The organism is Moorena sp. SIO3E8 (assembly GCF_010692445.1).
GTDB classification, from domain to species: domain Bacteria; phylum Cyanobacteriota; class Cyanobacteriia; order Cyanobacteriales; family Coleofasciculaceae; genus Moorena; species Moorena bouillonii.
The window spans coordinates 41,166-60,391 of sequence record NZ_JAAHHM010000028.1 but is presented as its reverse complement, the minus strand read 5'-3'; the positions used below and the strand labels follow the sequence as shown (position 1 = coordinate 60,391).

The following is a 19,226-nucleotide window of genomic DNA, read 5'->3' as shown; positions in this document are numbered from 1 at the left end:
AGGGTGGGCAAAAACAGTTTGCTTATGCGTGAGTATTCTAGATTATATTACTTTGCCCACCCTACTTTAATTGGTGTGATAGCTGATAGCTGATAGCTGATAGCTGATAGCTTACACTTCGTCTAAGGAAGACCGTTAAAACTATGGCACTAGACTCGATTATTCCCTATGTTGTGATCGCTGGGTATTTATTAGTAACCCTGGTGGTAGGACTAGTTGGTTATCGCCAACAACAAAACACCCCTGATGATTATTTTTTAGCTGACCGTAACATGGGAGCAATTCTCCTATTTTTTACCCTAATTGCTACTAATTTCAGCGCCTTTGCTTTTCTGGGATTTTCAGGCTCAGGGTATCGCATTGGTCTGAGTTATTACGGAATGATGGGGTTTGGAACTGGCTTAATCGCACTAACCTTTTATTTTATCGGTTATCGAGTCTGGCTTTTAGGTAAAGAACACGGCTTAATTACCCCTTCTGAATTGATGGAAGCTCGTTTCCGTAGCACAGGTGTATCCCCTGGGATTAGCAATACCCTCAAATTAATTTTTCTGGGGGTTATGGTAATTTTCACCATTCCCTACTTAACCCTACAACCGATTGGAGCTGGCTATATTATTGAAACCTTAACCAATGGACAAATTCCTTATTTTACAGGGGCTACCTTTTTAACAATTGTGATCGTGCTGTATGTGTTCATGGGGGGGATGAGAAGCGTTGCCCTAACCGATGTTATCCAAGGGGTTTTAATGTTTACCTTAATGTTAGCAGCAGTGGCAGCAATTGCTTCTAGTCTGGGAGGGATTGCTGAAGCTAACCGTACTGTCTACACCCTTAAACCTGAATTGTTTTCTCGACAGGGTATAGATAATTTTTTTACCTATCGTAAGTGGTTTAGCTTCATGATTCTCTGGATGCTTAGTGTTCCTATGTTTCCCCAGATGTTCATGAGATTTTATACCTCAAAAAATAGCAATTCCCTAAAAGTTTCGGTAGTGATTTATCCCCTAGTAAGCGCTATCATGTTTATTTGTCCGGTACTAATCGGAATGTGGGGACATATTTCCTTTTCTGACCTGACAGCAAAAGCATCTGATCAAGTGTTTCCGATGATGCTAGCAGAACATACACCAATCTGGCTAGCCTCTTTAGTGATGGTCGGAGCATTAGCTGCTTTGATGTCAACCTTAGACTCCCAGCTTTTGGCTCTCAGTTCCATGCTAACCAGAGATATTTATTTTGCTTATTTCCGTAAAACCGCTTCCCTAAAAGAACAAACCTTTGTTGGTAGACTACTGATTGTTTTATTGGCAATTATTGGTTTAATTATCGCCAAAAATCCCCCAGATACCATTACTGCGATCGCAACCCAAGCCTTTACCGGATTAGCAGTACTGTTTCCCACGGTAATTGCAGTATTGTATAGCAAAACTATTCATCCTCTAACCTGTATTGTATCGATTCTTGTGGGTGAAGCCGCAGTGATTGGCTTTCAGTTAGGGATTATTCCCAAAAGTCTTACCTTCGGTTTTCTGCCAGTTGTGCCTATTGTTGCCCTTTCCGCATTAATTATTATTGTCGGATCAATCAAGCCGATCCAGAGACTGGTTAATAGTAGTGAGTCTTGAGTGCGTCAGTGGTCAGTGGTCAGTGGTCAGCTATCAGCTATCAGCTATCAGCTATCAGCTATCAGCTATCAGCTATCAGCTATCAGCTATCAGCTATCAGCTATCAGCTATCAGCTATCAGCTATCAGCTATCAGCTATCAGCTATCAGTCATTGGCCAACGGCTGACGGCACCTCAAGTAGCGTGCGCGTAGCGCATATGCTTACGTACTGAGTCTTGAGTTGGAGAGTCTTGAGTAGACATGCTTGGCAATTTGTATTATAATGTAATACAAACACAGTATTTGAGAATTTAGAATTTAGAATTTAGAATTTAGAATTTGAAATTTTACATTCTACATTCTACATTCTGTCTTCTATAGCAATTATCTGTCTTGATGCAGTCGCTCATGGGGGAAACCACGGCAGTCGCTCATGGGGGAGACCCCCAAGACCGCGCTGCCTCCCCAAGACCGCGCTGCATCGCTATGCCATCAGGTACAAATGGATCCCCCTAAATCCCCCTTATCAAGGGGGACTTTGAGCTTGATAAGCGTACCTAATAAATCCTATAAACGCTATACATTATACATTCTTAATTCTACATTCTTAATTCTTAATTCTTAATTCTCAATTCTCAATTCTTAATTCTACATTCTGACCAACATCAACTAGCCGGAGGCTAATATGTCCAAAAAACTCGACCAAATTCTTGTTGTGGATGTTGAAGCAACCTGTTGGCAAGGGAAGCCACCCCCAGGACAAGAAAATGAAATCATTGAAATTGGGATTTGTGTATTGGATGTTGTTTCTGGGAAGCCCCTGGAAAAAGATAGTATTTTGGTAAAACCAGAACGCTCAAGGGTCAGTGAATTTTGTACCAAACTAACTACATTAACCCAGGAGCAAGTTGACCAGGGAATTTCGTTTGTTGAAGCGTGTTCAATTCTACAGGATAAGTATTTATCTGCTCGGCGAGTGTGGGCAAGCTATGGGGATTATGATCGAAATCAATTTCAGAAACAGTGTACATCTCGTTTTTTGAGATATCCCTTCGGTCCCAGACATATCAACATCAAGACCTTGTTTGCCATTAGTTATGCTTTGCCCCATGAAGTTGGTATGGCACAAGCTTTGGATTTACTCAATCTACCGCTGGAAGGTACTCACCACCGGGGAGGAGATGATGCTTGGAATATTGCTCGGATATTCTCAAGGTTACTTTCCCAATTAAGAACTACAGGATGATCTCGACTAGACTTGTTCCAGAAGTCGGGAATCGGGAATCGGGAATCGGGAATCGGGAATCGGGAATCGGGAACAGGGAATCGGGAATCGGGAATCGGGAATCGGGAATCGGGAACAGGGAATAATAATTGACGAAAAGCGATGCAGCGCGGTCTTTAATAATGTTTATCACCACTATTATAAAATAATAGCGATTTGCAGATAATTTAATTATGAAAATGAAGTTAAAAAAATAAAATCGACTTATTAATTTGCAATAATAAATAACTTAGTTTGCATACAAACTGCTCTATTCCCTGTTCCCGTCTTGATGCAGTCGCTCATGGGGGAAACCCCCAAGACCGCGCTGCATCGCTGTTCCCTGTTCCCTATTCCCTGTTCCCTGTTCCCTAAAAAAACCTAAATATGTACTTAAAAAATAGCAAACTACTATATCAATATGAATCCGTCTCGGTTAGTCAAAATTAGTAAATATTTGAGTAAGCATCTTCGGCACCAGCCTGAGGGAATTGGGATCACACTCGCTCCTGGTGGCTGGGTTGGTGTTGAGGAACTACTGGCGGCCTCTAAAAAGCATTCTTTTCGGATCAGCCGTGCTGATTTAAATGAAGTAGTTGCCAAAAATGACAAAAAGCGCTTTTCTTTCGACTCCACAGGTACCCGAATTCGTGCCAATCAAGGTCATACGGTTAAAGTTGATTTACAGCTAGAACTTTTGGTTCCACCAGATGTGCTTTATCATGGCACAGGTCACCGCGCAGTTGAATCAATTCTGCGCGAAGGTTTGTGTAAAATGTCGCGACACCATGTTCATCTATCGACGGATATGGCAACTGCAAAAAAAGTGGGAGCAAGGCATGGTCGCCCTGTAGTTTTTGCTATTGATGCTGCAGCTATGCACAAAGCCGGTCACAGCTTCTATTGTTCTGATAATGGCATTTGGTTAGTGGATTCGGTATCACCAGAGTATTTACAGTTTACATTTCAGTCTAGATGTAATCGACAAGGTGAGAAAAAGCATAAAAGCTGTAGATGATCAACAGGATAGCTATTACCTGCACCATACGGGAATTAGCGGAAGGCATGGTTGTACCCCTTACCCACATGGATACGGCTGCTCCCATGGCAAAGCTAGAACTGAGTACCAGATAGGGCCAGTCATCGGTATAATATCCCCAGGTGGCTAGTAAAGCCATTGCCAATGAGGTCATCATTAATTCAACGAACTCTGGTGGATTGTACTGGGTTGAAAGCACTAATGTTCGCCACCAAAACTGCCAAAGTCTCATAGATTAAAACAGCTAGTTAATGATCCAAGCTACCTTTGACTGAGGTCTCTGATATTTTAATATATTTATCCTGATAGTTATGCTCCTGTAAATAGCTTAGAGCTTCTTTGGTTTTAACTTGAGGAAAGTTGAGGTAGAAGCGGCTAACACTCAGAAAGGGTTCTGGTGTTTGTAAGATAACCATGCGATCGCACCACTTTGATAACCAGCCTATTAATCCTCCTGGTGCAACTGGTGTGCAAATCCAGACCTGTGCTGGATTGTGGGCTTTTACTGCTTCCGTTGCTGCTGCTATGGTCATGCCAGTGGCAATGCCATCATCAACCAGCAAGGCTAGGGAACCAGTAGGATTGGTTTTCGGGCAACCCGGTTGCAGTTGAGCTAGCTGAGCTTGGGCTTTTTCTTGAGCTTGAGCTAATACTATTTCCCGCCATTGAGCATTTTTGTTTCGCCATCGCCTTTGCCCAGACCAAAGTACAACTCCGGAGGAAGTCACTGCACCGATTGCTAATTCTGGGTTGCGAGCCGTGGTAATTTTTTTTGCCACCACAATATCTAGCGGACAATCCAGTGCCCGAGCTACTGGTGCTGCTACTGGGATACCCCCCCGAGGGAGTGCGTATACAATAGGCGTTGCATCAATACCTGTAGCGTGCAGCCTGCTCACCAAGGGGATAAGTGCTTGAGCGAGCTGCTCACCGGCATCAGCGCGATCGCTAAACAGCGGGGCAGTGTACATGGCTTCCTCCGGCATGAAGTTGCCTGATATATATTATAATTACGGATTTTTGTCAAGATTACTGTATCAGAAGAAATAATTGTAATAATTAGTTGCTCACAATCTCCTGAATCTACTATTAGTAGTAAGGTGCCTTATGCCTGCAAAAATTTCTGTGAGTCCTCATGTCCAACGGAGAACAACTTAGTCTTTTTGACGAGTCAGAGTTAACCCCATCACAACCCAATAATGTCCAAAGGGAGCTAATCCCCACTGATGCCAAAATCCCTATTCCTGCTGGCACTTACGACACCATGGAATCCTTGACAGAACACTGTCAATCTTGCCAACGCTGCGAATTAGGAGCTACCCGCACTCAGGCTGTTATTGGACGTGGCAACCCTAAAGCCCTAATTATGATTATTGGAGAAGGACCGGGTAAACAAGAAGATGAGACTGGTAAGCCCTTTGTAGGCAGAGCAGGGAAACTGTTGGAGAAAATTTTGGCATCTGTGAACATCGATAGTGAACAAGATGTCTATATTTGTAATATGGTCAAGTGCCGACCTCCTGGTAACCGCACCCCTACTCCTGATGAAATTGAAGCGTGCAAACCTTACTTGTTGGAACAAATTCGCCTAGTAGACCCCCAAATTATTCTGTTTACTGGTGCCACAGCGGTAAAAGGCTTAACTGGTAACAAGCAGGGCATTACTAAGATTCGCGGCACCTGGATGGAATGGGAAGGGCATAAGTGGTGTATGCCAATTCTCCATCCTGCTTACCTACTGCGGAATCCGAAACGAGATCCAGGTAGTCCAAAGTGGCTGATGTGGCAAGATATCCAGAAAGTGCGTGCTAAGTTAGACGAGATTCGATCTTAGATGCGATGGATATTAGGGAATAGGGAATAGGGAATAGGGAACAGGGAGTAGGGAGTAGGGAGTAGGGAGTAGAGATTAGTTGAGTGTTAATTGTTAATTGTTAAGTGGTAAGCATATGCGCTACGCGCAGGCTACGCCAACAGCCGTCAGCCGTCAGCCGTCAGCCATTCGCGTTCGCGCAGTGTGGCCACAGGCCAAGCGTGGCCTTTGGCCAATGTTCACGCTACTTGAGGTGCTCACGTAACATAAATTAAACCAATGCTTACTTGTTTTATTCAAAAGCACCTCAAGTAGCGTGCGCGTAGCGCATGAGCTGAGAGCTGAGAGCTGAGAGCTGAATGCTTATGTTAAGTGCTAATTGTTAATTGACAACTTTCAATGGTAAATTAACAATTTTCATTCCCATTTTAACTTCACGAACAACCAAGAATGATAAGTAGTCAACCGGATAGGATACAACCTCATTATACTATTTTTAATAGTAATGACGTAGAGTCAATTTTATTCCCCCTACTCCCTACTCCCTACTCCCTACTCCCTAAAACCCAGGACTAAAGTACCTCATAAGTAGGAAAAACGCTATATAAAATGATTATTGATGAAACTTGGTACCAACGACCACCTGGAGTTCCTGACGCTACCTCCGCTGGTGGTATTGTTGCCCGCCGTTGGGAGCAGCAGATATACATTGCTCTAGTTCAAGAAGGCAATAGACTGGAATACGTTTTACCCAAAGGTCATGTAGAACCAGGAGAAAGCTTTTTAGAGGCAGCAGAGCGAGAAATTGCGGAAGAAGCGGGCTTAAATGACCTGAAATTTATTGCTGAACTGGGAGTTAAGGAACGATTAGACTTTGCCAAACAGTGTTGGAAAAAGACTTACTATTTTTTGTTCATTACTGACCAAATTGACGGTACTCCTACTGATCCACATCTCAGTTACCAGCTGCGGTGGTTTCCAATAGATGAATTACCAACATTATTCTGGCCAGAACAACAAGAACTGATTAAAACCAATAGTAAGCTGATCCAAAAGTCTTTAGGGATTGAATAAGAAATGGGGAATATATAGCAATTATCATAGCTATGAGCGACATTGCTTATCCCTTGAAGGCAAGAGGCAAAAGGCAAAAGGCAATATTCATTCATGGTTTTAAGCGATGCAGCCTCAAATGAAACTGTACCTCATAAGTACGATAAACGCTATAATCCTCTTCTGTCATTTTGGGACAATCGAACGAATTTGCGTCATTTCAGCCTAAGAAAAATCAAGGTTTGACCCCAGTTTGACAGAACAGGGATAAAATCCTCCATGATTTATATCCGTTCACTAAAAAGCACAAGACTGTGGCTAAATCACACCGCAAGCCGCTCGAGCACCACCCCCTCCCAAGGGTTTGGGAGTATCTGAATAATTGTCACCTTGGGCGTGAATGATCAGAGAGTGACCCTTAAGGTTAGCAAGCTTTAACCGTGGGGCTACTACTGGAGTGTTAGCAACACCCTGTTGATTAACCACTAGCCGTGGTAAATCACCTAAATGACCATTACCGAATGGTCCTTCATGTTTGCCGGTATTTTCTGGATCATAATGACCACCAGCAGCTAAGCCAGGAACTACTTTACCCTCCTTCTGGGCTGTATCACAGTTGGGGTTTGTATGGACATGGAAGCCATGTTCTCCAGGAGTTAATCCAAACAGATTCGAGGTTAGCTGCAGACCCTTCTCGGTTTGGGTTGCTTCGACAATGCCAATCTCTTCACCAATGCCTTTGGTATCAGTCAAATGCATGGTCACCTTTAGTGGTGTTGACGCAGATTGATTTGAACAAGCCGAGATTAGAAATATTGCGATCGCAGCTAATAGGCTGATAATTTTCATACTCAACGACACCCCACTTACAGATAGGTCTCCAAGGATTTGAGATCCTTTGGGATTTCCGTTTCCCTATTCCCTACCCTACCTGATTTCTGAGGATTTATGAGCTTGAGCTTAGTTTTCTGGCGTTGCTGAATAATGCCACGATTTCAAGAGTGAGGTGGAATGGGCATCTTGCGTGGAAGCGATGCAGCGCGGTCTTGGGGAGGCAGCGCGGTCTTGGGGGTTCCCCCCATGAGCGACTGCCGTGGTTTCCCCCACTCGCTATTGCATCAAGACACTGGCATCTTGCCAGTTTCAATATATTTCCGAGCGGGCAGGATGCCCACTCTACTCCTATTCATTCAAAGCTTAGGTAAACTGTCACACAGCCCCTAGCTGGAGTGGGCTTTTAGCGCTACTTTTGTAAAAGCACAACACTTGGCTAGTGTTGAGGGGATCCCGATACAGACACTCAACCCGATTAAAATCATGTTTGTGGGCAAGGGATTGCAGGGTTGTTTGGGTTTCGGGAAAATCACTAGACAATATATGACCCTCGACCATGGAAACTTCTTCCGGAGTCAGTTGAGCCCAGTCTTGGTAAACACCCTCTAGGTAACGTCTTAGATAGGTGTCTCGGGTTTCTCCATCTGTGGAAACCATATCGATCAGAATAAAAACACCATCAGGTTTTAGGAGATGGCTCAGCTTAGCCATAATACTATCTTTTTGCTCAAAACTGAGGTGATGGAACGCAAAAGAACTGAAAATCCCGTCGAAGCTATCCTGCTGGTTTTGTGCCAACTCAGAAACTACTTCAAAGAAGTCGCCCTGGATCAATGTCTGTTCACAGGGGATAGAATTGATGTTATCACGAGCAATTTCTAGTGCTGGCTCAGACAGGTCAATGCCTTTGTAGGAAGCAATCCTGGTATTGGCTAAAGCCTGGGCCGTGAAGCTAGCATCACCGCAGCCGAGGTCAAGTATAGAGAAGGGGGTTGGAAAGTAGCTGACTAGAAATGCGTGCAAGATCCCGTAAATTTCACGGTGTTGCATGTAATTGTTAGTCAGTATTTTTTGATAGAGTTGCCACTGACTCTCAAAGATATTAGGTGACTGTTCTGTTTTCATAAAACACCTTTTTTGTACTTTGGTAAAACCACTTATGATAACTTCTTAAAAAACACATAGTGAAATCCAAACCCCAGCCAGGATTTGAGATTTCGTCAGCTATCAGCTTATGCGCTTTTAGCTGACGGCTGACGGCTGACTGCTGAGGGCTGACCGCTGACCGCTGAATGCTTACCTAAGTATTAATCCCGATCCAGGTTGGATAGTTCAGTGTTCACATAAGCTATATAGCTATAATCATTGATGGTTTCTGGGGATAATCTTCCTCTTTCAATAGCACTTGCTACTAGGTCTTTGGCGGTAATTCTCTTGGTTTTTACAGCGCTGATGAAACCAGCATTACTGGGAATACCTTGGTCAGCAAAGTAGCCTTGATAACCGAGATAGACCAGGTTAAACGGTTGAACTTCGACAATATTGTTACGGCTGGTGGTAGAATTGGCAGCGATTTCTGATGCTAAGACGGGAGTGGTAGCGGTAGCAATCAATAACGTGCCTAAACTGCCAAGTACAATACCTTTCATGTTTGTTTCTCCTAAGATTTATTTGCTTAATTGGTTAACGGCTTTTTTTTAATTACTAGAATGTAGCTCTTAACTTATGTAAGTATTAATCCCGATCCAGGTTAGATAGTTGACTATTCACATGAGCCAGATAGGTATAATCATTGATGGTTTCTGGGGATAATCTTCCTCTTTTAATAGCACTGGCTACTAGGTCTTTGGCGGTAATTCTCTTGGTTTTTACAGCGGTGATGAAACCAGCATTACTGGGAATACCTTGCTCAGCAAAGTAGCCTTGATAACCGAGATAGACCAGGTTAAACGGTTTAACTTCGACAATATTGTTACGGCTGGTAGTAGAGTTGGCAGCGATTTCTGATGCTAAGACGGGAGTAGTAGCGGTAGCAATCAATAACGTGCCTAAACTGCCAAGTACGATACCTTTCATGTTTGTTTCTCCTGGGGTTGATTCGCTTAACTGCTTTCCTGTAATTACTAGAATGCAGGTCTTAACTGAGGAGGCAGTGACCCTTAACTGAGAATTTGATAAGGTCTTGCTTAGGAAACTGAAAGGGAGTCGGGAATCGGGAATCGGGAGTCGGGAGTCGGGAGTCGGGAGTCGGGAGTCGGGACTTTGGGGAGGGTGAAGCTCGGCCATAGCATGCTTTGGCTCAGTAACATCATGTTTAGTTATAAAAAACCATTACCCTTGGAACCTTACTCCTTTACTTCTGCCTTCTGCCTTCTGCCCTCTGCCTTGCTTTCGCGCCTAGTATAGCGTTTCTAGGACTCATGAGGTACACATTATTTTTTCCCTCTTCCCTCTTCCCTCTTCCCTCTTCCCTGCTCCCTGCTCCCTGCTCCCTGCTCCCTGCTCCCTAAAAACCCTAAAATGTACCTCACAAGTCGTAGAATTGCTATATAAGTATTCAACCGGAAATGATATAACGCCCTGTTTTCAACCCCTGGGAGGCTTGGAAATTCCACTTCCCTTCGGCTTTCTTCGCCACCACCAAAGAATAATGCCTACAGGAGTTGCTAAGATAACTCCTACTAGGAGATGAAATACTATATCTAGGGAACTGCAGCCCAAATAACTGGGAAGATTAGGGTCTTTAGCGTCTTTAGCTTGTTGGCAAGCTGGTAAAATTTTCTCGATAGCATCAGAGGCAACTTGGGACGAAATACCGCTGACCGCTAAGCCTGTACCAACTGTGGTAATCACTAGTTCTAATTTTTGTTCCCGTTTTTGGGCAGCCGCTTCGTTAGCTTGTAAGGTTTCCTGTAAATTGCGATCGCTTTCTGCTTGCTTAACCTCGATCATGCCGCGAATCGTGGCAGTCATCTGCTCAAATAAATGTTGAGTAGGTCTAAGGTAGTTGAGGTCTACTTGAATCTGAGTTTGAAATTGCTTGCAGGTGCGGTCAAGGAAGGTTTGTAGAAATGCCAGGTTATCCTTTGGCAAACTCAGTTCTTTAATTTTCTCTAACCTGGAGCTATAGTTCTCGATGTTCGTAGTAATCGCAGTGCTGTGGTCTTCCATGTCCCGCAGGTATTTAGCATAGTGAAATGCCCGTTGGGGTATTTCCTTGAGCCACTGGTTGAGTTCCTCTAGGGTTTCTTCAGGGGGTTGGACTAATTGCTCTACCTTTTGCTCTAATTCCCTATAGAGTTCCAAGGCTTGATCATGACAGTAGCGAGATTGAGAATAAGCGTAATGTATTTTACTGCGACAACCGAGCAAATTGAGCAGGGAGTGGTAAGCATCGACGCTTTTGCTCAAGGTTTCAGGATGAGAGTTTAACCACACCAAAATGTGACAGCGTTCCCTGGGCTTCTGTTTGTCGTTATCGTATTCAAAAATAGGACTACCGAAGAGTTGACCCGTTGCTGAGAGTTGGGGATAGTCTGCTGTTTCCTTGACTAAGGCTGCAACACAGTGATTAGCAAAGTCTTCATAGGCGGATTCTTCGACATTAACTGGTTTAGCAAATAGCAGTAGGGTCTGTCCGATGGAGGCTTGGATTTGGTCAGTGGGATTGAGCTGACTTAGCTGGGCTAACTCTACAGTTTCACGGTAACGTAGGGTCAAGTCAAGGGCATAGGTATCGTGAATGCGCAGGGGATAAATTTCTCCCATCAGGCGCAAACCATTTTGATCTGAGTCAGTGTGAAAACGCAGCTGACGGGCTTGATCTGATTGGCGGTCTTTCCTCACCAATTCCAGCCAATCATCTAGATAGGGTTTCTCCTCTGCTGTTGCTTCTTGGTCTTCATTACTAGGATTGTAGTGGTACTGAGAATCTTTGGGATCGTAAGTGTAGCTGCGGAGTTGTTTTTTGAGGGATTTGAGGAGTTGGATGTTGCGCTGTTGGCCAAGGGCAACACATTGTTCCCACAGTTGGTTAGCATTGTCCATCACCTGTTGGTTGCCTTTGGTAATGTCTTGGCGAAGCTGAAAGGCGTAGAGGGTGAGGCTAGGATTTTGTGCTTTCCAAGCTGTGGGTGTCTGGTTCATTTGTTAGTGTCTTGTGGTTTTTGCTCCTTAGTGGTTTCCGGGAAACTTTCCCGCATCTGGTTTTTTATGTTTGTTTTGTAGTCTTCTTTGGGGTTAGCTGCGGGAATGTAGTCAGTTTGACCCCTGTGGTTTTCAAATCTTGAACCAAATAAGCTTTTTCTGGTTTTACTCAAAGCCTTGCGTATGTCGGGGTATTTTTTGCACCAATCGGAGATGGTATTTGAGAGGGATGCAACATCTTCTGGAAACTTGTCTATTTGTTGTTCTAAATCCATCCTATTTTCAGCTAAAAAGACAGATGGTTGGTGTTTGATTAGATCAATAAAAGCTTCGATTCTATTTTCAGGTGTCAGTGACATGATAAAAATTAGTAGATATATTCTGGAGTGAGCTTTATTGACCGATGGCACAAAAGGCAGCCCAGTAATAAGGTGATTGGAAAGGCTGTTCTTTTGTTCCCTCATCCTCAAACCAATCAAACAAGTCATCTTCCTGAGTGGGAGTTAGGGAGAGATGGTTTGTCCACTCTTCTAATGCTTCTTTCCTAACATCCCGCAGCCATATTTGAGCTTGGTTGAGGGCAACGGCAACTGCACCGGTTTCTCTGGTAGGAAACTGACTTAGGTTTTGATAAAATTTAATCATTAGGAAAGCAGTGGCAAAGTCATTCACTATCCAGAGGTCACTGACAACGCTGGGACTACCTGCATAGAGGAAACCACTGGGCAAACTAATGTATTCATCGCTGCTGTACTCATCATAAGTACTACCGAAAACTGCAGTCATGCCTGTTTCACAAGCAGAGAGGGTGACAAGGCGGCATTGATTGAGACTTAGTCCAAAGATTTCCGCTACAGTAAGGCGTCCATCTTCTGGACTTTCATCTTTGGCTAAAATCAGTGCTGATTCTTGGGGTGATATTGGATTGAACTGACCATGACAAGAAAAATGATTACAGTGGGATAGTGACATCTCTTGACTGGTCTTAACAGCAGCTTCGGTTGCAGCCTGCTTGGGTAAGACTTGGGAAGAGGGGAATAATGGGAGAATGTTGTTAATCTCTAAGTCGGTGTAGTATAGGTCGTTAGTCGGGTCTTGGATAGCAAAGAGTTTACTGAAATCGGGACGCTCTTGGTTTTGACTCAGTTGCAGTAATTGGCAACTGGGAGCATATCGAACTCCTTTGGGGAACCGGGCAAGGTCAAGTAAGTAACCATTGTTAGTGTGGGTATTTTGCTCACTGTTGTTTGCCTGTTGCTCCCTATTCTCGATGGGCAAAGCATGAAGGGGGAACAAGTGCAACCAGCGATGGGGAATAAGAATCAACTGGTCGCACTCTTGGGGGAGTTCAGGGAGAATTTCCTCAATATGTAGAATCTGGGCTAATCGGTTTAGTAGCTGATCTAGCTTACTCTTCCACTGGTCTTTTTTCTGGTAGTAAGTAGCCAAATACTCATTAGTCAAATCAATTAGGGCTTGCCAGTCTTCATAAGAAGACTGCCTAACCTGTGGGTGCTGATTTTGACGGGTGATGGTAAAGGTGAGAATCTGATTATCTGTGATATACCACTGAATAATAGCAGTGTGGTCATCAATCAGGGTTTGGATATCACTAAAGGGAATGGGTTCAACCTGTTGGGTGAATTGAAAACTAAGATCTAGTTGGTTGATTTCCTTGAGTAAGTTATCCTGCTCATGTTTTAAGCGGTTTAACCTTTGCTGCTTTGTCTTGATAGTTTCCCGGTATTTCTCCTCTGACTCCCGATTTCTTGTTAATATCTCTAACTCTCGCTGTATTACTGGGATTTCCCGTCGCAGTTGGTCGAGTTGCTGACAGTGAGCTTGGTGAACCTCTGGGTTGGGGTAGCGATCGCGTTTAGGATATAGGTTTTTGTTAGCTAAGAGTTCTACTAGGTTTCTGCCTTTGCTACGTTCAGCATATTCAATTGCTTCGGTGGGTTTGTTGAGTTCCAGGCAGACTTCAACCATGCTGCTGTAGACTTGATTGTATTTTTCAGCTAGTTTTTGTTTGTCTGCTTCGATGCCAGAACTAAAGACAATCTCACCACGCAGGGACTCTACTGTTTCGATAGCCTCAGCAAAAGCATTATAGGCCTTGGTTAACTGTTGGGTATCTTGGTAGACAAGCCCAAGATTAAATAAGGTTTCGGCATGGTTTTGGGGAAAAGCCTCACGGGTGCGAACTTGTAAAGCAGCTTGGTAAGCCTTGATGGCAGCTTCGAGGTTGTCTGCCTTCTGACCCCTGATTCTGTTACTGTAGGCAATTGCCAGATTATTTTGAGTCATTGCCCAATCTTGGGGAAAACCCTCACGGGTGCGCACTTGCAAAGCCCCTTGGTAAGCCTTGATGGCTGCTTCGAGGTTGTCTGCCTTCTCTCCGCTGATTCTGGCAAGGTAGGCACTTGCCAGATTATTTTGAGTCATTGCCCACTCTTGGGGAAAAGCCTCACGGGTGTACACTTGCAAAGCTGCTTGGCAAGCCTTGATGGCTGCTTCGAGGTTGTCTGCCTTCTGACCCCTGATTCTGGCAAGGTAGGCACTTGCCAGATTATTTTGAGTACCTGCCCACTCTTGGGGAAAAGCCTCACGGGTGTACACTTGCAAAGCTGCTTGGCAAGCCTTGATGGCAGCTTCGAGGTTGTCTGCCTTCTGACCCCTGATTCTGTCACGGTAGGCAACTGCCAGATTATTTTGAGTCATTGTCCACTCTTGGGGAAAAGCCTCACGGGTGTACACTTGCAAAGCTGCTTGGTAAGCTGTGATGGCTGCTTCGAGGTTGTCTGCTTCCTGTCCCCTGATTCTATATAAGTAGGCATTTGCCAGATTATTTTGAGTCTGTGCCCACTCTTGGGGAAAAGCCTCACGGGTGTACACTTGCAAAGCCCCTTGGAAAGCCTTGATGGCTGCTTCGAGGTTGTCTGCTTCCTGTCCCCTGATTCTGTTACGGTAGGCATTTGCCAGATTATTTTGAGTCATTGCCCAATCAACAGGAAAAGCCTCACGGGTGCGCACTTGGAAAGCTGCTTGGTAAGCTGTGATGGCAGCTTCGAGGTTGTCTGCTTTCTGTCCCCTGATTCTGTCACTGTAGGCAACTGCCAGATTATTTTGAGTGCTTGCCCACTCTTGGGGAAACGCCTCACGGGTGAGTACTTGCAAAGCTGCTTGGTAAGCCTTGATGGCAGCTTCGAGGTTGTCTGCCTTCTGACCCCTGATTCTGTTACTGTAGGCATTTCCCAGATTATTTTGAGTCTGTGCCCACTGTTGGGGAAAAGCCTCACGGGTGCGCACTTGCAAAGCCGCTTGGAAAGCTGTGATGGCAGCTTCGAGGTTGTCTGCTTTCTGTCCCCTGATTCTATATAAGTAGGCAGCAGCCAGATTATTTTGAGTGGTTGCCCAATCAACAGGAAAAGCCTCACGGGTGCGCACTTGCAAAGCTGCTTGGAAAGCTGTGATGGCAGCTTCGAGGTTGTCTGCCTTCTGACCCCTGATTCTGTCACTGTAGGCATTTCCCAGATTATTTTGAGTGGTTGCCCAATCAACAGGAAAAGCCTCACAGGTGAGTACTTGCAAAGCCCCTTGGTAAGCATTGATGGCAGCTTCGAGGTTGTCTGCCTTCTGACCCCTGATTCTGTCACTGTAGGCATTTCCCAGATTAATTTGAGTGCTTGCCCACTGTTGGGGAAAAGCCTCACGGGTGAGTACTTGCAAAGCCCCTTGGAAAGCTGTGATGGCTGCTTCGAGGTTGTCTGCTTTCTCTCCCCTGATTCTGTGACGGTAGGCAATTGCCAGATTATTTTGAGTCATTGCCCAATTTTGCGGAAAAGCCTCACGGGTGCGCACTTGCAAAGCTGCTTGGTAAGCTGTGATGGCTACTTCGAGGTTGTCTTCCTTCTCTCCCCTAATTCTCTGACAGTAGGCAATTGCCAGATTATTTTGAGTCATTGCCCAATCAACAGGAAAAGCCTCACGGGTAAAAACAGTGCCAACCACCTCATAGCCAGTAATGGCAATCTCTAAGTTAGTCGCTCTACTGCCTAGGGGAAACTGCTGAATCAAATTACTGAAATTGACAATCTCTGCTGCGATACTTTGGGCTTGTTTTGGTTCTACTTCTGTCAGTTTCGCCTTTGCCCAGTCTCGCAACAGCAGCGCCAAGTTATCATCTATGTGATCTAGGTTTGTTTGCAGTAGGGGGTAAACCACTTGCGGGTTACCGTTGCTTTTTGCAGTTGCCCGCAATACCTCCCTCAGGAAGTTAAATTGTGAGTCGGCAGTGGGCAATTGCGAAGAGGTAGGACTTGTTGATGACAATCCCAGGGTCTTAGCTAGCTGACCGGCAACATTAGTTAAAAATTCAGCATTATCTTTATTGCCCTCCTTTGCCAACCACTCCGCCACCTGTTGCATCATCTGCACCAACCCCCCATCTACCAAATCCTGGTGGGAGTTCAAAACCTCTGGTTGCTTGCCACTGGTACAACTCAGCAGCTCTTGAATCAGACTGAGATAGGCTTGGAAGCGTTCTTCATCCATGGGGCAAAGCAGGTGTTAAGCAATAGCTGCAGCGATCAATTATTATTATTTCTTAAATATAGCAATTCTACGACTTGTGAAGTACAAATTTCTGGTTTTTAGGGAGTAGGGAGCAGGGAGCAGGGAGCAGAGAAGAGGAAAGAGGGAACAGGGAAAAGGAAAGAGGGAACAGGGAAAAAATAATCTGTACCTCACAACTGCGATAAAGGCTATAGCACTACCCATTAAAGTTAGGATATTGATGAAAGCACCGAAAGCTGTTGTAGTCAAAGTTCCCTGTTCCTTCCGACTTTTGTAAGAAGTCTAGTTTAGCTCTGATTCAGCACTGTCAATAGTTCGACGAATCCGTCGTTTGCGCTCACTTTTACGCACACCCCCTGCCATTTCGTATTCAAAGCTGTTTTTGCCATACTTAACAGCAACGGCCAATAGCATTTTCTCACTGATGTCTGTCAATACCTCTTCTGCTTCTAAAAGATTATTATAGGCCGCATCAACAGTTGAGAGGATAGTGTTATAAGTTTCTAATTTTTCTCTCACAGATTGGATAGAAGCTTCCAACTCTTGAATTGTCATACCATTGCCTAAATCGAGCCTAGCGTTAATAGATTTAAGACTAGCAAGTCGCCGTTCTGCATTCATCAATTTTCTTGAACTTCGCTTGAGTCGAGCCATAGATTATCTTGCCATAGTTAAGCTTACATCAACTATAGTGCTCCAAAAAAACTAGCAATGTAATCAGAAAAATCCTCATAAAAACTGGGAGTAATTGATAGAATTTTTTTGAGGCGTTCAGTGAATTTATTGATATAGCGCTATGGGCAAGGGCATCGGGAATCGGAACCCACCCCTAACCCCTCCCAGGAGGGCATCGGGAATCGGAACCCACCCCTAACCCCTCCCAGGAGGGGAACGGGAATCGGGAAAACAATCCCTTGTAAGCTACTCCCTACTCCCTACTCCCTACTCCCTTTGCTATAGCACTGATAAAACAGCAAACTGTACTGGCATGTGAGAAAATAGTACTCGTTAAGAACAAACAGGTGCCTTTTTTTAATACATAAGTACTATTTTATTAGCAACAAGTACTAGTTACTGAGAAACGAGTACTGGTATATGAGAAACTAGTACTCGTTAGTGAGAAACGGGTACTCGTTAACGAGAAACGGGTACCCGTTTGTTATACACCAGTACTGGTATGTGAGAAACGAGTACTAGTATGTGAGAAACGGGTACCCGTTTGTTATACATAGGTACCCGTTTGTTATACACCAGTACTGGTTAACGATAAACGAGTACTGGTATGTGAGAAACAAGTACTAGTTAGCGGTAAATAAGTACTCCTGTGATAGAAGTCAGTACCCGGTTTGGTTTGTGGTTGACCGTTGACCGTTGACCGTTAACCAGAGACTTCGGCGTAAGCATTCAGCCGTCAGCTGTCAGCCGTCATATCATGTCCGGTTGAATACTTACAACTCTTTTATCTTCATAACTGCGAGAAACGCTATATATTGACTGAATTATCTCTTATCAAAATATTTTTCATCAAAACTTTATTAAATTAAAGATTGAGTAAAGTTTACTTTTCCTAGCTCAATGAGTACTGATTTATATGTAATAGTATTGTTGGAAAATAAATCAGTCATCAACGTTAACTAGTTCATTGTTGTCATAGTTGCCAACCTAAAGCCGTCAAAGAAAAGACCCCCTCTGGGGATAATAATCAACAATAAACTCTATTTTGAGAGAGCGCTGCTTAAGTTCGTAGCGATTTTTATCATTAGTTACATCCAGGCTTAGACTAGTTGGCTTGGATGGGTCAGATCATGGTGCTTGCTTATTAAGAGGCTCTAGATTTTAGAATTAATTGATTTGAGCCCCTTGATGTTTAGATGATCTGACTTGTTAAGGAATTTTTCCAAACCAAAATAGTGCTAGCAAAGACTAGCAAAGATAATAGTTAAGCGTTGGTGATATTTTTCACCCGATTTGCATCCGTTAGTTACTAATTTAAGTAAAGAGCAAACTAGAATCATGAGTAAGCTAAAACAGAGTTTCTTGATCGGTTTCAATTATTTGGTTCTTACAGCAATAACCATGTTGCCAGGCGAGCCGTCCTTTGCAGCTAATAACTGTCGTCGACGTGACTGCATCCACCATGAACTTCGCACTCAAGCAGTTTGTAGATTGGTAGGATCGGACAAATCGCCTCTACTACCAAAAGGCAAAGCTCAAGGATGGGATAAAGGACTCAATACTGAGATCGACAATAAGAATTTGAAGGGTGATGTTGTTGCCTATAAAATTCGTTGGTTCAATGGTTCATGGTCACACTGGTATGTCACTGGAGTGAATGACATCGATATTAAGTTTAATACTTCGACTAACGACATGCGCCGCATGTGGAGCTATTTCACTGACCACCAACATCAATACATTATTTGCAAAGAGCCGAATTAGTGATGGTATTTTTTAGTCTGGTGAACGTAAGCATTCAGCTATCAAATCCTCAGAATTAACCTTTTGAATCAAGGAATTGAATCGTTGTAATTAGTTTCAATTAATCCTCAGCAAACCCCACTGGTTTAAAACACTGGTGGGGTTAATTTATGATTGGTAATTTGTTTACAAATTAACCAAAATTTAAATGCAGCCATTAATTTATCCCGTCTGGCGTATAGCTGAAAGCCTATAGAGGGATAACCGCTCCTACTCCCTACTCCCTACTCCCTACTCCCTACTCCCTACTCCCTTAATAAAATAATCTTATCCCTCGGTTTTAGTACTTATCCCGATTTCAACAGAGGTTTTGAAGCTGTATACTTGACAAAACTTCAGAGAATGCTATACCACGGGTTTATGGCAGGGTTGCTCTAACTGATATATGGTAGATATCTCCTTCTTATGATGCGCGC

20 protein-coding genes are annotated in these 19,226 nt (G+C 43.9%); 8 read left to right on the top strand and 12 right to left on the bottom strand.

The window, feature by feature from the left end; all coding sequences use genetic code 11:
- Positions 1 to 143 precede the first annotated feature (143 nt).
- The 3 genes from F6K46_RS14995 to F6K46_RS14985 all read left to right on the top strand — a co-directional run bounded on the left by F6K46_RS14995 (position 144) and on the right by F6K46_RS14985 (position 2,854).
- The gene (locus F6K46_RS14995; protein WP_293053637.1) at positions 144 to 1,628 is read left to right on the top strand and encodes a sodium/pantothenate symporter; all 1,485 of its coding nucleotides are present in this window, start codon (positions 144 to 146) and stop codon (positions 1,626 to 1,628) included.
- Positions 1,618 to 1,821, top strand: a complete 204-nt coding sequence (locus tag F6K46_RS14990) for a hypothetical protein (protein WP_293053639.1) — start codon at positions 1,618 to 1,620, stop codon at positions 1,819 to 1,821. The genes F6K46_RS14995 and F6K46_RS14990 overlap by 11 nt, the downstream gene beginning before the upstream one ends.
- Before the next feature lie 472 nt (positions 1,822 to 2,293).
- Entirely contained in the window at positions 2,294 to 2,854 is a 561-nt protein-coding gene (locus F6K46_RS14985; RefSeq protein WP_293053641.1) for a 3'-5' exonuclease, read from the top strand.
- On the opposite strand, the gene F6K46_RS14980 is transcribed toward F6K46_RS14985, so the two are convergent.
- Positions 2,844 to 3,029, bottom strand: coding sequence for a hypothetical protein (locus F6K46_RS14980; protein WP_293117119.1), 186 nt, complete (start codon positions 3,027 to 3,029; stop codon positions 2,844 to 2,846). The two genes, F6K46_RS14985 and F6K46_RS14980, sit on opposite strands and share 11 nt — an antisense overlap.
- A gap of 264 nt (positions 3,030 to 3,293) precedes the next feature.
- On the opposite strand from F6K46_RS14980, the gene F6K46_RS14975 reads away from it, so the two are divergent.
- Entirely contained in the window at positions 3,294 to 3,890 is a 597-nt protein-coding gene (locus F6K46_RS14975; RefSeq protein ID WP_293053645.1) for an RNA 2'-phosphotransferase, read from the top strand.
- On the opposite strand, the gene F6K46_RS14970 is transcribed toward F6K46_RS14975, so the two are convergent.
- Together F6K46_RS14970 and F6K46_RS14965 are read right to left on the bottom strand one after the other, a co-directional pair.
- The gene (locus F6K46_RS14970) at positions 3,844 to 4,143 is read right to left on the bottom strand and encodes a hypothetical protein (RefSeq protein ID WP_293053647.1); all 300 of its coding nucleotides are present in this window, start codon (positions 4,141 to 4,143) and stop codon (positions 3,844 to 3,846) included. The genes F6K46_RS14975 and F6K46_RS14970 overlap by 47 nt on opposite strands.
- A 16-nt stretch (positions 4,144 to 4,159) precedes the next feature.
- Complete coding sequence (locus tag F6K46_RS14965) at positions 4,160 to 4,882, bottom strand: phosphoribosyltransferase family protein (RefSeq protein WP_293053649.1); 723 nt, start codon at positions 4,880 to 4,882, stop codon at positions 4,160 to 4,162.
- A gap of 164 nt (positions 4,883 to 5,046) precedes the next feature.
- On the opposite strand from F6K46_RS14965, the gene F6K46_RS14960 reads away from it, so the two are divergent.
- From F6K46_RS14960 to F6K46_RS14950, 3 genes are all read left to right on the top strand, one after another.
- The gene (locus F6K46_RS14960) at positions 5,047 to 5,745 is read left to right on the top strand and encodes a uracil-DNA glycosylase (RefSeq protein WP_293053651.1); all 699 of its coding nucleotides are present in this window, start codon (positions 5,047 to 5,049) and stop codon (positions 5,743 to 5,745) included.
- Between the two features lie 429 nt (positions 5,746 to 6,174).
- Positions 6,175 to 6,300, top strand: coding sequence for a hypothetical protein (locus F6K46_RS14955; protein ID WP_293053655.1), 126 nt, complete (start codon positions 6,175 to 6,177; stop codon positions 6,298 to 6,300).
- 33 nt (positions 6,301 to 6,333) lie between these two features.
- Positions 6,334 to 6,798 carry an NUDIX domain-containing protein gene (locus F6K46_RS14950; RefSeq protein ID WP_293053657.1) on the top strand — a complete coding sequence of 155 codons (465 nt, stop codon included), beginning with the start codon at positions 6,334 to 6,336 and terminating at the stop codon, positions 6,796 to 6,798.
- A 297-nt stretch (positions 6,799 to 7,095) separates the two neighbouring features.
- Here F6K46_RS14950 and sodC read toward each other — a convergent pair whose 3' ends face one another.
- From sodC to F6K46_RS14905, 9 genes are all read right to left on the bottom strand, one after another.
- On the bottom strand, positions 7,096 to 7,626 hold the full coding sequence (sodC, locus tag F6K46_RS14945; protein WP_293053659.1) for a superoxide dismutase [Cu-Zn] SodC: 531 nt from the start codon (positions 7,624 to 7,626) through the stop codon (positions 7,096 to 7,098).
- A 360-nt stretch (positions 7,627 to 7,986) separates the two neighbouring features.
- Positions 7,987 to 8,736: a class I SAM-dependent methyltransferase gene (locus tag F6K46_RS14940; RefSeq protein ID WP_293053662.1), complete on the bottom strand. Its 750-nt coding sequence runs from the start codon at positions 8,734 to 8,736 to the stop codon at positions 7,987 to 7,989.
- A gap of 182 nt (positions 8,737 to 8,918) precedes the next feature.
- Positions 8,919 to 9,260, bottom strand: a complete 342-nt coding sequence (locus tag F6K46_RS14935; protein ID WP_293053663.1) for a hypothetical protein — start codon at positions 9,258 to 9,260, stop codon at positions 8,919 to 8,921.
- Positions 9,261 to 9,345: 85 nt separating this feature from the next.
- Positions 9,346 to 9,897, bottom strand: a complete 552-nt coding sequence (locus tag F6K46_RS14930) for a hypothetical protein (protein WP_293053664.1) — start codon at positions 9,895 to 9,897, stop codon at positions 9,346 to 9,348.
- Between the two features lie 300 nt (positions 9,898 to 10,197).
- Entirely contained in the window at positions 10,198 to 11,757 is a 1,560-nt protein-coding gene (locus tag F6K46_RS14925; RefSeq protein ID WP_293053665.1) for a hypothetical protein, read from the bottom strand.
- The gene (locus F6K46_RS14920; RefSeq protein WP_293053666.1) at positions 11,754 to 12,116 is read right to left on the bottom strand and encodes a hypothetical protein; all 363 of its coding nucleotides are present in this window, start codon (positions 12,114 to 12,116) and stop codon (positions 11,754 to 11,756) included. Before F6K46_RS14920 ends, F6K46_RS14925 begins: the two co-directional genes overlap by 4 nt.
- A gap of 34 nt (positions 12,117 to 12,150) precedes the next feature.
- Positions 12,151 to 16,311: a CHAT domain-containing protein gene (locus F6K46_RS14915; protein WP_293053667.1), complete on the bottom strand. Its 4,161-nt coding sequence runs from the start codon at positions 16,309 to 16,311 to the stop codon at positions 12,151 to 12,153.
- A 45-nt stretch (positions 16,312 to 16,356) separates the two neighbouring features.
- A complete protein-coding gene (locus tag F6K46_RS14910) occupies positions 16,357 to 16,581 on the bottom strand; it encodes a hypothetical protein (protein WP_293053668.1) in 225 nt (74 codons plus the stop codon).
- Between the two features lie 33 nt (positions 16,582 to 16,614).
- On the bottom strand, positions 16,615 to 16,953 hold the full coding sequence (locus F6K46_RS14905) for a hypothetical protein (RefSeq protein ID WP_293053669.1): 339 nt from the start codon (positions 16,951 to 16,953) through the stop codon (positions 16,615 to 16,617).
- A gap of 1,392 nt (positions 16,954 to 18,345) precedes the next feature.
- Between F6K46_RS14905 and F6K46_RS14900 the strand changes: the two genes are divergently transcribed.
- Positions 18,346 to 18,771 (top strand): hypothetical protein, encoded by a 426-nt coding sequence (locus F6K46_RS14900; protein ID WP_293053670.1) that lies wholly within the window; start codon positions 18,346 to 18,348, stop codon positions 18,769 to 18,771.
- The last annotated feature ends 455 nt before the right edge of the window (positions 18,772 to 19,226 follow it).

Coding starts and splice junctions, on each gene's coding strand:
- F6K46_RS14995 (WP_293053637.1), top strand. CDS start 144: ATGGCACTAGACTCGATTATTCCCTATGTTGTGATCGCTGGGTATTTA.
- F6K46_RS14985 (WP_293053641.1), top strand. CDS start 2,294: ATGTCCAAAAAACTCGACCAAATTCTTGTTGTGGATGTTGAAGCAACC.
- F6K46_RS14975 (WP_293053645.1), top strand. CDS start 3,294: ATGAATCCGTCTCGGTTAGTCAAAATTAGTAAATATTTGAGTAAGCAT.
- F6K46_RS14970 (WP_293053647.1), bottom strand. CDS start 4,143: ATGAGACTTTGGCAGTTTTGGTGGCGAACATTAGTGCTTTCAACCCAG.
- F6K46_RS14965 (WP_293053649.1), bottom strand. CDS start 4,882: ATGTACACTGCCCCGCTGTTTAGCGATCGCGCTGATGCCGGTGAGCAG.
- F6K46_RS14960 (WP_293053651.1), top strand. CDS start 5,047: ATGTCCAACGGAGAACAACTTAGTCTTTTTGACGAGTCAGAGTTAACC.
- F6K46_RS14955 (WP_293053655.1), top strand. CDS start 6,175: ATGATAAGTAGTCAACCGGATAGGATACAACCTCATTATACTATTTTT.
- F6K46_RS14950 (WP_293053657.1), top strand. CDS start 6,334: ATGATTATTGATGAAACTTGGTACCAACGACCACCTGGAGTTCCTGAC.
- sodC (WP_293053659.1), bottom strand. CDS start 7,626: ATGAAAATTATCAGCCTATTAGCTGCGATCGCAATATTTCTAATCTCG.
- F6K46_RS14940 (WP_293053662.1), bottom strand. CDS start 8,736: ATGAAAACAGAACAGTCACCTAATATCTTTGAGAGTCAGTGGCAACTC.
- F6K46_RS14935 (WP_293053663.1), bottom strand. CDS start 9,260: ATGAAAGGTATTGTACTTGGCAGTTTAGGCACGTTATTGATTGCTACC.
- F6K46_RS14930 (WP_293053664.1), bottom strand. CDS start 9,897: ATGGCCGAGCTTCACCCTCCCCAAAGTCCCGACTCCCGACTCCCGACT.
- F6K46_RS14925 (WP_293053665.1), bottom strand. CDS start 11,757: ATGAACCAGACACCCACAGCTTGGAAAGCACAAAATCCTAGCCTCACC.
- F6K46_RS14920 (WP_293053666.1), bottom strand. CDS start 12,116: ATGTCACTGACACCTGAAAATAGAATCGAAGCTTTTATTGATCTAATC.
- F6K46_RS14915 (WP_293053667.1), bottom strand. CDS start 16,311: ATGGATGAAGAACGCTTCCAAGCCTATCTCAGTCTGATTCAAGAGCTG.
- F6K46_RS14905 (WP_293053669.1), bottom strand. CDS start 16,953: ATGAATGCAGAACGGCGACTTGCTAGTCTTAAATCTATTAACGCTAGG.
- F6K46_RS14900 (WP_293053670.1), top strand. CDS start 18,346: ATGAGTAAGCTAAAACAGAGTTTCTTGATCGGTTTCAATTATTTGGTT.